The sequence below is a fragment of the Methylobacterium sp. EM32 genome, from assembly GCF_040593685.1.
GTDB lineage: Bacteria > Pseudomonadota > Alphaproteobacteria > Rhizobiales > Beijerinckiaceae > Methylobacterium.
Genome location: NZ_JBEXZS010000149.1, coordinates 48,974 through 62,198, shown reverse-complemented (window position 1 = coordinate 62,198; position 13,225 = coordinate 48,974). Strand labels below are relative to the sequence as shown.

The 13,225-nt window shown below is 72.1% G+C and carries 8 protein-coding genes; 7 read left to right on the top strand and 1 reads right to left on the bottom strand.

What is annotated here, in order from left to right:
- The first annotated feature begins 59 nt into the window (after positions 1-59).
- The 7 genes from ABZT49_RS20345 to ABZT49_RS20315 all read left to right on the top strand — a co-directional run bounded on the left by ABZT49_RS20345 (position 60) and on the right by ABZT49_RS20315 (position 11,405).
- A complete protein-coding gene (locus ABZT49_RS20345) occupies positions 60-806 on the top strand; it encodes an SDR family oxidoreductase (RefSeq protein ID WP_355288451.1) in 747 nt (248 codons plus the stop codon).
- Between the two features lie 73 nt (positions 807-879).
- Positions 880-2,283, top strand: a complete 1,404-nt coding sequence (lpdA, locus tag ABZT49_RS20340) for a dihydrolipoyl dehydrogenase (protein ID WP_355288449.1) — start codon at positions 880-882, stop codon at positions 2,281-2,283.
- Positions 2,284-2,609: 326 nt separating this feature from the next.
- Positions 2,610-3,155 (top strand): gluconokinase, encoded by a 546-nt coding sequence (locus ABZT49_RS20335; protein ID WP_355288447.1) that lies wholly within the window; start codon positions 2,610-2,612, stop codon positions 3,153-3,155.
- 115 nt (positions 3,156-3,270) lie between these two features.
- On the top strand, positions 3,271-7,065 hold the full coding sequence (locus tag ABZT49_RS20330) for an ATP-binding protein (RefSeq protein ID WP_355288445.1): 3,795 nt from the start codon (positions 3,271-3,273) through the stop codon (positions 7,063-7,065).
- A gap of 581 nt (positions 7,066-7,646) precedes the next feature.
- Positions 7,647-9,323 (top strand): DEAD/DEAH box helicase, encoded by a 1,677-nt coding sequence (locus ABZT49_RS20325; protein WP_355288443.1) that lies wholly within the window; start codon positions 7,647-7,649, stop codon positions 9,321-9,323.
- Positions 9,324-9,383: 60 nt separating this feature from the next.
- Entirely contained in the window at positions 9,384-10,262 is an 879-nt protein-coding gene (locus ABZT49_RS20320) for an aldose 1-epimerase family protein (protein WP_355288441.1), read from the top strand.
- A 165-nt stretch (positions 10,263-10,427) separates the two neighbouring features.
- Positions 10,428-11,405, top strand: coding sequence for a tyrosine recombinase XerC (locus tag ABZT49_RS20315; protein WP_355288439.1), 978 nt, complete (start codon positions 10,428-10,430; stop codon positions 11,403-11,405).
- 226 nt (positions 11,406-11,631) lie between these two features.
- Here ABZT49_RS20315 and ABZT49_RS20310 read toward each other — a convergent pair whose 3' ends face one another.
- On the bottom strand, positions 11,632-13,095 hold the full coding sequence (locus ABZT49_RS20310; RefSeq protein ID WP_355288437.1) for an MDR family MFS transporter: 1,464 nt from the start codon (positions 13,093-13,095) through the stop codon (positions 11,632-11,634).
- Between the last annotated feature and the right edge of the window lie 130 nt (positions 13,096-13,225).

The window sequence follows — 13,225 nt, the reverse complement described above, 5'->3', positions numbered from 1 at the left end:
TTCTGCAAACAGCCCGCCCGTCCGAGGATGGACGCCTCTCGACATCGGGGAGCACGACGATGACGGACAAGGTCCTGGTGGTCACCGGCGGCAGCCGCGGCATCGGCCGGGCGGTCTCCTTACGGGCGGCGCGGGCCGGCTGGCGGGTCTGCTTCTCCTACGTCGCGGCGAAGGACGCCGCCGACGCCCTGGTGCGGGAGATCGAGGAGCAAGGCGGCCAAGCGCTGGCCGTGCGGAGCGACGTCGCGGTCGAGGCCGACATCCCGGCCCTGTTCCGGGCAGCCGACGGCCTCGGCACGCTCGGCGGCCTCGTCAACAATGCCGGCGTCGTCGATTACGCGGCGCGGGTCGACGAGATGACGTTCGCGCGGCTCAACCGGATGATGACCACCAACGTCATCGGCTCGTTCCTGTGCGCCGGCGAGGCAGTGCGGCGGATGTCGACCCGCCACGGCGGGCAGGGCGGCGTCATCGTCAACATCTCGTCGGTTGCAGCCCGCCTCGGCGCGCCGGGTCAGTACGTCGACTACGCGGCGTCCAAGGGCGCCATCGACACCTTCACCACGGGGCTGGCCGGCGAGGTCGCCCAGGAGGGGATCCGGGTCAACGGCGTCGCCCCCGGCCTGATCGAGACCGACATCCATGCCAGCGGCGGCCAGCCGGACCGGCTGGCGCGGTTGAGCCCGCTCGTGCCGATGAAGCGCGCCGGCACCGCCGACGAGATCGCGGCCGCGGTGATGTGGCTCCTCTCGGACGACGCCTCCTACGCCACCGGCACGACCCTGACGATCTCGGGCGGCCGCTAGCCCCCTCAACCCCGCTCACTCATCTGGCGGCGGAGCCTCGACAGCCCGCCGCTCCCAACCTCGCGAGTCCTGAATGTCCTCCTACGATCTCGTCGTCATCGGCACCGGCCCCGGCGGCTACGTCTGCGCGCTCCGCGCCGCCCAGCTCGGCCTGAAGACCGCCGTGGTCGAGAAGCGCCCGACCCATGGCGGCACCTGCCTCAATGTCGGCTGCATCCCCTCGAAGGCCCTGCTGCACGCCTCCGAGGCGTTCGAGGAGACGACCAAGCACCTGCCCGTGCTCGGCATCACCGTCGGCGAGCCGAAGCTCGACCTGGGCAAGATGATGGCGTTCAAGCAGGACGGCGTCGACGGCAACACCAAGGGCGTCGCGTTCCTGCTCAAGAAGAACGGCGTCGACGCCTTCCAGGGCACCGGGCGTCTCGCCGGCGCCGGCCGGGTCGAGGTCACCTCGGAGGATGGCGGCAACCAGATCCTCGAGGCCAAGAACGTCGTGATCGCGACGGGCTCGGACGTCGCCAACCTGCCGGGCGTCACCATCGACGAGGAGGTCGTGGTCTCCTCCACCGGCGCCCTCGACTTGACCAAGGTCCCGGGCAAGCTCGTCGTCATCGGCGCCGGCGTGATCGGCCTCGAGCTCGGCTCGGTGTGGCGCCGTCTCGGCGCCGAGGTGACGGTGGTCGAGTATCTCGACCGGATCCTGCCGGGCATGGACGGCGAGGTCGGCAAGCAGTTCCAGCGCATCCTCGCGAAGCAGGGCATCCAGTTCCGCCTGTCGCAGAAGGTGACGGGCGTCGAGCGCAGCAACGCGGGCGCCAAGGTCACGGTGGAGCCGGCCGCGGGCGGTGCCGCCGAGGTGCTGGAGGCCGACGTGGTGCTCGTGGCGATCGGTCGCGTGCCCTACACCGCGGGCCTCGGCCTCGACACGGTCGGCGTCCAGCTCGACAACAAGGGCCGGATCCAGACCGACGACCGCTACGCCACCAACGTCACCGGGATCTACGCCATCGGCGACGTGATCGCCGGCCCGATGCTCGCCCACAAGGCCGAGGACGAGGGCGTCGCGGTGGCGGAGATCCTGGCCGGCAAGGCCGGCCACGTGAATTACGGCGTGATCCCGAACGTGGTCTACACCACGCCGGAGGTCGCCTCGGTCGGCAAGTCCGAAGAGGAGCTGAAGAAGGACGGGATCACCTACAACACCGGCAAGTTCCCGTTCACCGCGAACGGCCGCGCCAAGGTGAACCACACCACCGACGGCTTCGTGAAGGTCCTGGCCGACGCCTCGACCGACCGGGTGCTCGGCGTCCACATCGTCGGTCCGGATGCCGGCAACCTCATCATGGAGGTCGCTGTGGCGATGGAGTTCGGCGCCTCGTCGGAGGACATCGCCCGCACCTGCCACGCCCACCCGACCCTGACCGAGGCGGTGAAGGAAGCCGCCCTCGCGGTGGAGAAGCGCGCGCTGCATATGTGAGCGCGACGCCCAGAGGCGCGCCGCCCTGAACCCTCCCCCCCTCTGCGGGGGAGGGTGGCCCGGCCGTGAGGCCGGGTCGGGAGAGGGGACCCGGCTTCCGGATATGGCTGAGCCGTTGTGAAGGGTACTCACTGGATCAGCGTCGCGCTGCCCCTCTCCCGGCTCCCTTCGTTCGCCACCCTCCCCCGCAGAGGGGGGAGGGTTGAGCGCCAGGTTCGGCATTGTTTAGCTCTTGAATTCGACGAGTATGTATGACGGCCCGTCCGAGACAGGAGAACCTGCACGGGCGGATCAGGCCGATCGAAGAGGCGGGAGGATCCACGGCGATGAACGATGCGGCAGGCAACCCCAATCCCCCCGCGGTCGTCGTGGTGATGGGCGTCGCGGGCTCCGGCAAGACCACAGTGGCGAGCCTGCTCGCCGGCCGGCTCGGCTGGGAGTTCGAGGATGGCGACGACTTCCATCCGCAGGCCAACGTCGAGAAGATGCAGGCCGGCACCCCGCTCACCGACGAGGATCGCTGGCCCTGGCTCGCCGCCATCGCAGCCTGGATCGACCGCTTGCGCGCGGAAGGACGCCACGGGGTCGTGACCTGCTCGGCCCTCAAGCGGGCCTATCGGGAGATCCTGGTCGGGGACCGGCCCGACGTGCGCCTCGTCTATCTCAAAGGCGACCGCGAGCTGATCGGCCGGCGCATGGCCGCCCGCCACGGCCACTTCATGCCGACGAGCCTGCTCGACAGCCAGTTCCGCACCCTGGAGGAGCCCGCGCCGGAGGAGAACCCGCTCGTGGTCTCGGTCGGCGCGACGCCGCAACAGATCGTCGCCGAGGTCGGCGAGGCCCTGACCGGTCAGGCGGTCCAAGGTCCCTGATCCGAAAGGCCCTTGATCCCCTCGCGGGCGGCCCGGCACATTCCAGATTTCTTAAGACTGGTTTTTGACAGTCCGCGGCGCCCGTGCCATCGCCGGGGCATGCTGGACAATACTCATGGCCGGTAATCCGCCCACCCCGCACGACACCCTCTTTCCCGGCGGCGGCGAGATGGGCGCGCGCCTGCGCGCCCATGACTGGGCGGCCACCGCGCTCGGGCCGGTCGTGGGCTGGCCGCAATCGCTGACCACGGCGGTGCGGATCATGCTGGGCTCCCGCTTCGCCATGTGGATGGCCTGGGGGCCCGACCTCACCTTCTTCTGCAACGACGCCTACAAGCCGACGCTCGGCGTGAAGGAGGCCTGGGCGCTGGGCTCGCGCTCGGACGTGGTCTGGGCCGAGATCTGGCCCGATATCGGCCCGCGCATCGCCCAGGTCCTGCGCACCGGCCAGGCGACCTGGGACGAGGCGCTGCTGCTGTTCCTGGAGCGGCGCGGCTTCACCGAGGAGAGCTACCACACCTTCTCCTACAGCCCGCTTGCCGACGAGTCCGGCACCGTCACCGGCATGCTCTGCGTCGTCTCGGAGGAGACCGAGCGGGTCATCGGCGAGCGGCGCCTGCGGTGTCTGCGCGATCTCGGCGCCGGGATGGCGGCGGCCCGCACGCCCGTCGAGGTCGGCGCGGTCGCCGCCGCCTGCCTCGGCGAGGGCACCCCCGACCTGCCGGTGGCACTCGCCTATCTGGTGGGCGACGCGCCGACCCTGCTCACCCGGGCGGGACTCGGGCCGGACCACCCCGCCGCCGGGCGGGTGGCGGAGGCCGCGGCGGCCGCACTGGCGCATCTCGATCCCGCCGGCCCGGCGACGGTGCCGGTGGACGCCCTCGGGCCGCTCTTCGCCGACCTCCCGGCCGGTCCCTGGAACCGTCCGCCCACCCACGCGCTCGTCGTGCCGATCGCCCAGCAGGGCCAGGACCGCCCGGCCGGGGTGTTCGTCGCAGGGTTGAATCCCTATCGGCCCCTCGACGAGGCGTATCGCGGCTTCGTCGACCTGTTCGTCGGCCAGGTCGCCACGGGGCTCGCCAACGCCAACGCCTACGAGGCCGAGCGGCGCCGGGCCGAGGCCTTCGCCGAGATCGACCGGCAGAAGACCGTGTTCTTCTCCAATGTCAGCCACGAGTTCCGCACGCCGCTCACCCTGATGCTCGGGCCGCTGACCGAGGTGCTGGATTCCTCAGCCGTCGATCCCGACACGCGACGCCTGGTGGAGCTCGCCCACCGCAACGGCCTGCGGCTCCTGAAGCTCGTCAACGCGCTCCTCGACTTCTCGCGCATCGAGGCCGGCCGGGCCCAGGCGGCTTTCGAGCCCCTCGACCTCGCCCGCTTCACCGCGGAACTCGCCTCGAGCTTCCGCTCGGCCACCGACAAGGCCGGCCTCGTCCTCGACGTCGATTGCGCGCCCCTGCCGGAGTCCGCCTTCGTCGATCCGGAGATGTGGGAGAAGATCGTCCTCAACCTCGTCTCCAACGCCTTCAAGTTCACGCTCGACGGCCGCATCGCCGTGCGGCTGCGGGCGCAAGGGCCCCACGCGGTGCTCACGGTCTCGGATACGGGCCTCGGCATCCCGGAGGCCGAGCTGCCGCGGCTGTTCGAGCGCTTCCACCGGGTCGAGGGCGCGCAGGGGCGCAGCTTCGAGGGATCGGGCATCGGGCTCGCCCTGGTGCAGGAGCTGGTCCGGCTGCACGGCGGCACGGTCGGTGTCGAGAGCGCGTTGGGCCGCGGCAGCGCCTTCACGGTGCGACTGCCGCTCGGCCCCGCCCACCTGCCGCCGGAGCGCATCCGCGCCGCCCGGGCCGGGGTCTCGACGGCCACCCGCTCCCACGTCTTCGTCGAGGAGGCGACGCGCTGGCTCGACGACGAGGCCGCGCCCGCCTCCGACCTCGTCGAGGCTCCGGGCCCCGCCGGCCTCACCGGCCGGGTGCTGCTCGCCGACGACAACGGCGACATGCGATCTTACGTCCGGCGCCTGCTCGGCGATGCCGGCCACGGCGTCGAGGCGGTGGGCGACGGGCAGGCGGCGCTGGAGGCGGCCCGCCGCCGCGCGCCCGACCTCGTCCTCTCCGACGTGATGATGCCGGGCCTCGACGGGTTCGGGCTGCTCGCGGCGTTGCGGGCCGACCCGGCCTTGCGCGGCATCCCGGTGATCCTGCTCTCGGCCCGGGCCGGCGAGGAGGCCCGCATCGAGGGTCTCGCCGCGGGGGCCGACGACTACCTGATCAAGCCGTTCTCGGCCCGCGAGCTGCTCGCCCGGGTCGAGACCAACCTGCGCCTCGCCCGCGTCCGGCACGAGGCGGCCGACGCCCTGCGGCAGGTCAACGAGACCCTGGAGGCCCAGGTCGCCGCGCGCACCCGCGAGCGCGACCGGATGTGGCGCCTGTCGCGGGACGTGATGCTCGTCGCGCGCTTCGACGGCACCATCACCGCCCTCAACCCGGCCTGGCAGACGGTGCTCGGCTGGGAGGCGCAGGACCTGATCGGCCTGCCCTTCCTCGACCTCGTCCATCCGGACGACCAGGCGCGCACGCTGGCGGAGACGCAGCGCCTCGCCGACGGCCACGCGACGCTCCTGTTCGAGAACCGCTACCGCCACGCCGACGGCTCCTACCGCACCCTGTCCTGGACCGCGGTGCCGGGGGAGGAGCACCTGCATGCGGTCGGGCGCGACGTCACCGAGCAGCGCGAGCTGGAGGAGGCCTTCCGCCAGTCGCAGAAGATGGAGGCGGTGGGCCAGCTCACCGGCGGCATCGCCCACGACTTCAACAACCTGCTCACCGGCATCGTCGGCTCCCTCGACCTGCTCTCGACCCGGCTCTCGCAGGGCCGCCTCGACGTCGCCCCGCGCTACATCGAGGCGGCGCTGACCTCGGCCCACCGTGCCGCGGCGTTGACCCACCGGCTGCTGGCCTTCGCCCGGCGCCAGCCCCTCGACCCGCGGCCGGTCGAGGCCAACGCGCTCGTGGTCTCGCTCGAGGACCTGGTGCGCCGGACGCTGGGCGAGACCGTCGCCCTGGAGACCCGCCTCGCCGAGGGGCTCTGGCCGACCTTGTGCGACGCCAACCAGCTCGAGAGCGCGATCCTCAACCTCGCGATCAACGCCCGCGACGCGATGCCGGAGGGCGGGCGCCTCGTCATCGACACCCGCAACGTCGAGCTCGACGCGGTCTTCGCCGCCGCCCACGGCGACGTGGCGCCAGGGGCCTATATCCGTCTCGCCGTGACCGATACCGGCACCGGCATGCCGCCGGAGGTGGTGCGCCGCGCCTTCGACCCGTTCTTCACCACGAAGCCGCTCGGCCAGGGCACGGGCCTCGGCCTGTCGATGATCTACGGCTTCGCCCGCCAGTCCGAGGGCCACGCGGTCATCACCTCGGAGATCGGCCGCGGCACCACCGTGGCGCTCTACCTGCCGCGCCACGTCCTGTCCCTCCATGAAGGACCGCCCGCTGCGGAGGCTCCCGCGCCGGCCCCCGCCGCGACGCCGCCCGCCGGCAGCGGCGAGACGGTGCTGGTGGTCGAGGACGAGCCGGCGGTGCGCAGCCTCATCGTCGATGTGCTGCGCGACCTCGGCTACCGGGCGCTGGAGGCGAAGGACGGCCCGGCCGGCCTCGCGGCCCTGCGCGGGGCCGCCCGCATCGACCTCCTCGTCACCGATGTCGGCCTGCCGGGCCTCAACGGCCGCCAGCTCGCCGACGCCGCCCGCGAGCACCGCCCCGACCTCAAGGTACTGTTCATCACCGGCTACGCCGAGAACGCCGCCATGGCGGGGTTTTTGGCGCCCGGCATGCAGATGATCACGAAGCCTTTCCCGATCGAGCTGCTGGCGCGGCGGATTCGGGCGATGATCGAGGGGTGAGGCGAAGCTCTCTGCTTCAATCAGCAGCTTTCACCCGAAACAGGAAATCCTTCGAAGTATAGCTCGTCCCCCTCTCCCGTGTGGGAGAGGGGTTAGGGGTGAGGGTGACACGATTCAGTGTAGAACTGAGCGCGTCGTGCTGGTAGCGGGACGGTTCGAGGCTTCTGCGGAACCGTAGCACCCTCGCGCGATCTTCGATCGCCCCTACCCCTCTCCCACACCTTGTAGCGGTCCCAGGCAGGCCTGGGATTGCCTGGAGAGGAGATCCCGCGCGCTTTCTTCAACGGTGGTTATTGGCGGAACCGATGTGTTCCAGGCACGAACCCCGAATGCATCCGCCCATGCACCGCACGCCCCCTCAGCCATGCGCCCGCCCGCGGAGCCCGCCCCCGGGGTGGACCTCGCGCCCGAACCCCTGTAACAGCACCCTCCTCACGAAAAGACCGTAGGGATTCCCCGCGCGCCGCAGAGCGCCCGCCGCCGATGCGGCCGGCCCTCTCCACGAGGCCATGTGCTACCAAGCCTTGGGCCTCCGGAGCCGATCCGATCCCCGCGCGTCGCATCACCCGGGATCGAATCACGTGCGTTTTCCTGCTCTGCCCGCCCCGCTTGCCAAGGCCCTCGCCGACCGCGGCTACGAAGATCCGACGCCGGTCCAGGCCGCCGTCCTCGAGCCCGAGACCGAGGGGCGCGACCTCGTCGTCTCGGCCCAGACCGGCTCGGGCAAGACCGTCGCTTACGGCCTCGCGCTCGCCCGCACGCTGCTCGGCGACGCCGAGATGCTGCCCGCGCCGGGCGCCCCGCTGGCGCTGGTGATCGCGCCGACCCGTGAGTTGGCGCTCCAGGTCCACCGCGAATTGTCCTGGCTCTACGGCCCCGCCGGCGCCCGCGTCGTCTCCTGCGTCGGCGGCATGGATCCGCGGCGCGAGAGCCGCTGGCTGGCCGACGGCGCCCACATCGTGGTCGGCACCCCGGGCCGCCTGCGCGACCACCTGGAGCGGCGCAACCTCGACCCGACGGCGTTGCGCGCCGCGGTGCTCGACGAGGCCGACGAGATGCTCGACCTCGGCTTCCGCGAGGACCTGGAATTCATCCTCGGCACCACGCCGGCCGAGCGGCGCACGCTGCTGTTCTCCGCCACCCTGCCGAAGCCCATCGTGGCCCTCGCCGAGGCCTACCAGCGCGACGCGATGCGCATCGCGGTGGTCGGCGAGACCAAGGCCCACGCCGACATCGAGTACCGCGCCTTCCGCATCCTGCCGCGGGAGACCGAGCTCGTGGTGGTCAACACCCTGCGCCAGATCGAGGCGCGCACCGCCATCGTGTTCTGCAACACCCGCAACTCCGTGCGCCACCTCCAGGCGGTGCTGACCGAGCGCGGCTTCCAGGCGGTGGCGCTGTCGGGCGAGCTCGGCCAGGGCGAGCGCAACGCCGCGCTCCAGGCCCTGCGCGACGGCCGTGCCCGGGTCTGCGTCGCCACCGACGTCGCCGCCCGCGGCATCGACCTGCCGGGCCTCGGCCTCGTCATCCACGCCGAATTGCCCAACGATGCCGAGGTGATGCAGCACCGTTCCGGCCGCACCGGCCGCGCCGGGCGCAAGGGCATCAGCGTGCTGCTGGTGCCGCCGTCGCGCCGCCGCCGGGCCGAGGAGCTGATGGTGCGGGCGAACGTGGTGCCGGTCTGGTCCGGCCCGCCGCCGGCCGACGAGATCCGCGCCCTCGACCAGGAGCGCCTGCTCCAGGATCCCCTCGTCACCGACGAGGTGAGCGACGAGGATCGCGCCATGGCCCAGTCGCTGCTCGCCCAGCGCTCGGCCGAGGACCTCGCCGCCGCCCTGGTGCGGGCCTACCGCTCGCGCCTGCCCTCGCCGGAGGAGGTCACCGATCCGGGCTTCGCCACCGGCCGCGGCGTGACGCCCCGGCGCGAGACCACAGCCCGGGACACCCCGCGCGCGCCGTTCGGATCGAGCGTGTGGTTCCGCCTCAATGTCGGCCGGCGCGACAACGCCGACCCGCGCCGCCTGCTGCCGATGCTGTGCCGCCGGGGCGACGTGACCCGCGAGGAGATCGGGGCGATCCGCATCTTCGACCGCGAGACCAAGTTCGAGGTCCGCGGCGGCGCCGCCGAGCGCTTCGCCCACACCTTCCCGCGCACCGGCCCGGCCGACCTCCAGGTCGAGGCCCTGGCCGGCGGCGAGGCCGAGGTGCCGCCGCGCCAGCAGCGCCAGCCCCGTCGCAACTACGCCCGGCGGGGGTGAGGGCCATTTCCGGATCGGCCCTCAGCCGGTAACAGGGGCCTCGTACCAGACGAGGCCCCGATGAGCGACACCGTCGAGATCCGCCACCGCGACACCACCGCCCGCCTCGCCCTCACCGGGGCCGAGCCGGTCTCCTGGCGGGTCGGCGGCACCGAGTACCTGTGGTCGGGCGACCCGGTGCACTGGAACCGGCACGCGCCCTGGCTCTTCCCGGTCGTCGGCGCCTCCGCCGGGGGCGCCGTGACGGTCGACGGCCGCGCCTATCCGATGGCGCAGCACGGCTTCGCCCGCGACAGCCGCTTCGCCGTGGTGGCGCAGGCCGAGGACAGCGTGACGCTCCGCCTGACCGACAGCGCGGACACCCGAACCCACTATCCCTTCGCCTTCCGCCTCGACATCACCGCCACGGTACGGGACGGGGCGCTGACTTTCGCCTGCGAGGTCCACAACCCCGGCTCCGAGCCGCTGCCCTACGGACTCGGCTTCCACCCGGCCTTCCCCTGGCCCTTCGCCGGGGCTGAGCGGGCGGCCGGGGGCGGCTACGCGGTGCGCTTCGAGCAGCCGGAGCGGCCGGCGGTGCCGGAGGTCGGTGCCGGCGGCCTGCTGGTGCGCTCCGAACGGCCTTTGCCCCTCGACGGCGACACCCTGCCCCTCGATCCCGCGCTGTTCACCGAGGCGCTGGTGTTCCTGAACGCCCGCAGCCGGGCGATGCACTTCACCGCGCCGTCGGGCGCGGCCATCGCGCTCGAGACGGAGGATTTTCCCCATCTCGCGGTCTGGACCCGGCCGACGGCGCCGTTCCTATCCCTCGAATGCTGGACCGGCCACGCCGACTGGGCGGGCTTCTCGGGCGAACTGGCCGAGCGGGATTCGCAAATCCTGCTGGCGCCGGGGGCGAGCGCCCGCCACGGCGTGACCCTGCGCTTCACCCCCGCCTGAGCGTCAAGCAGAGTTGCTCCGGGCAACTCTGCTTAACTTTTTGTTTTTTCATCATTTTTGTCGCCGAACCGGTGACCGCTTCGGCGAATGATGCTGGGGCGTCAACCGGCCGTCAACCGAGTCGGGGGCCTACTCGTCGCCCCTCGATCCGGAGCCCGGCCCCCGATGAGCGACTCGACCTCCGATGCCGAATCCGCCGACCTTCTGCTGCCCGGCGCGCCCGATGTCCGGGCGGCGGCGATCACCTGGCTCGAAGGGCTGGCCTCGGAGCGGCGGTTGTCGCCCAACACCGTCGAGGCCTATCGGCGCGACCTGCGCCAGTTCCTCGCCCACCTGGTGCGCCAGGGCACGAATCCCGACATCCCGGCCCTGATCCGGCTGAAGCCCCGCGACCTGCGCGGCTTCATGGCGGCGCGGCGGCAGGAGGGCGTCGGCGGGCGCAGCCTGATGCGGGGGTTGGCCGGCCTGCGCTCCTTCGCCCGCCACCTCGACCGGGAGGGGCACGGCAGCGTCGCGGCGCTCAGTGCGATCCGCTCGCCCAAGGTCGAGCGGCGCCTGCCCCGTCCGCTCCCCGTCGCCGCCGCCATCGCGATGGCGAGCCCCGACATCCGCGCCGGCGAGGAGCGCCCGGCCTGGGTACTGGCCCGCGACGCCGCGGTGCTGGCCCTCCTCTACGGCTCGGGCCTGCGCATCTCTGAGGCGCTCGGCCTCACGCGGCGCGACGCGCCTGTCGACGGGATCGATGCGGTGACGGTGGTCGGCAAGGGCCAGAAGACCCGCAGCGTGCCGGTGATCCCCCAGGTCCAGGCCGCGGTGGCGGAGTACCTGAAGCTCTGCCCCTATCGCCTGCCGGCGGAGGGCCCGCTCTTCGTCGGCGCCAAGGGCGGACCGCTCTCGCCGCGCATCGTGCAGCTCGCCGTCGCGTCGATGCGCGGGGCGCTCGGTCTGCCCGACACCGCGACGCCGCACGCGCTCCGCCACTCCTTCGCCAGCCACCTGCTCGGCCGTCAGGGCGACCTGCGGGCGATCCAGGAGTTGCTCGGCCACGCCTCCCTGGCGACGACGCAGGTCTACACCAAGGTCGACGCCGCCCGCCTGCTCGACGCGTTCGATTCGGCGCATCCGCGGGCCCGCGCCTCCTGAGAGCCTGTATGATTGCTCGGTAGAATTCCACCCCACCCACGACCTCATCCTGAGGTGTCAGTCGATTGACAATCGACTGACCTCGAAGGAGGCTTCCAGAAGTCTCCGAGGAAACTGGAAGTCTCCTTCGAGGCCGCTACGCGGCACCTCAGGATGAGGTCGTGGGTGAGATAGAAGATTGCCTCGCGGCAGCGTCTTCACCACTCAAACAGGCCCTGAGGGACGATCACTCCGCCGGCACCTCGCGGGCGCGCCCGAGGGTGATGTGCGGCACGAGGAGCGCGGTGGCGAAGGCCGCCGCGGAGAACAGCAGCACCGCCCAGAAGGTCTGGTGCAGGGCGTGCTGCAGGACCTGGCGCACGGTCTCGGCCTCGCCCGGCAGGCCGCCCGCCGCGAGCGCCTGCTGCAGGCTGTCCGCCGTGACGGTGCTGCCCGAGGCCGCGAGCCCGTGGTTGAGCACCGCGCCGAACACCGTGGCGCCGAGCGTGCTGCCGAGGTTGCGCGAGAAGATGTTCGAGGCCGTGGCGCTGCCGCGCTGGGTCCAGGGCACGATCTCCTGGATCAGCATCAGGGACGCGTTGCTGACCAGCCCCATGCCGAAGCCCATGACCAGCGAGCCGATCCCGGCCTGGACCGGGTGGCTGCCGGGCTGCAGCGTCACGATGGCGATGGCCCCGAGCGGCAGCATCAGGCTGCCGGTGATCAGGATGCGGCGCAGGCTGAAGCGGTTCAAGGAGCGCGCCGCGAGCGTCGCCCCCATCGGCCAGCCGAGCACCATGACGGTGAGCGCCATGCCGGCGACGATCGGCGTCTGCCCGAGCACGCCTTGCACATACATCGGCAGGAAGGTGGTGAGCCCGATGAGCGCCATGCCGGCCAGCAGCGACGTGCCGTTGGCGGCGGCGATCGGCCGGCGCCGCCACAGCGAGGCGTCGATCACCGGCTCCCGCGCCCGGCGCTCCTGGACGGCCAGCAGCACGGCCGCGACGAGGCCGAGCCCGGCGGCGAGGCCGGCGACCGGCCAGCGCGCCTCGCCGGCCTCGGTCAGCGCCACCATCAGCGCCGCCACCGTGAGGGTGAACAGGGCGGCGCCCGCCGCGTCGACCGGCCGGCGCTCGCGCCGCTCGCCCTCGTGCAGGAAGGCGATGAACAGGCCCGAGGCGACGACGCCGACCGGCAGGTTGATCCAGAAGATCCACGACCACGAGGCATGCGCGATGATGAAGCCGCCCGCCACCGGCCCGACCACCGCCGAGATCGCCCAGACGCTGGCGAGGAAGCCCTGGATCCGCCCGCGCTCCTGCGCGGTGTAGAGGTCGCCCACGATGGTGAGCGCGACGGGCTGGATGGCGCCCGCGCCGATGCCCTGGATCAGCCGGAAGGCGATCATCGCCGGCATCGACCAGGCGAAGCCGCACAGCACCGAGGCCGCGAGGAACACCGCGATGCCGGTGAGCAACACGGGCTTGCGGCCGTGGATGTCGGCGAGCTTGCCGAACACGATCGTGGCGGCGGTCTGGGTGAGGAGGAAGCCGGAGAAGACCCAGGCGTAGAGCGACAGCCCGCCGAGCTCGCCGACGATGCCCGGCATCGCCGTCGAGATGATCGTCGCCTCGATCGCCACCATCGCCATCGCGGCCATCACGGCGGCGATCACAAGGGGACGGCGCGTCGTCCGGGAGGTCGTCATGGTGGCTCTTCTCGGGGGAACTTGGCGTGGAGGCCTTTTTTGCGCAGCTAAACCGATGGGCTCAGAAAGCAACCGGCGCCGAGCGCAGGCCAGACCCGCGCCGTCGCGTCGAGCGTTTCTCTCGAAGCTG

Coding starts and splice junctions, on each gene's coding strand:
- ABZT49_RS20345 (WP_355288451.1), top strand. CDS start 60: ATGACGGACAAGGTCCTGGTGGTCACCGGCGGCAGCCGCGGCATCGGC.
- lpdA (WP_355288449.1), top strand. CDS start 880: ATGTCCTCCTACGATCTCGTCGTCATCGGCACCGGCCCCGGCGGCTAC.
- ABZT49_RS20335 (WP_355288447.1), top strand. CDS start 2,610: ATGAACGATGCGGCAGGCAACCCCAATCCCCCCGCGGTCGTCGTGGTG.
- ABZT49_RS20330 (WP_355288445.1), top strand. CDS start 3,271: ATGGCCGGTAATCCGCCCACCCCGCACGACACCCTCTTTCCCGGCGGC.
- ABZT49_RS20320 (WP_355288441.1), top strand. CDS start 9,384: ATGAGCGACACCGTCGAGATCCGCCACCGCGACACCACCGCCCGCCTC.
- ABZT49_RS20315 (WP_355288439.1), top strand. CDS start 10,428: ATGAGCGACTCGACCTCCGATGCCGAATCCGCCGACCTTCTGCTGCCC.
- ABZT49_RS20310 (WP_355288437.1), bottom strand. CDS start 13,095: ATGACGACCTCCCGGACGACGCGCCGTCCCCTTGTGATCGCCGCCGTG.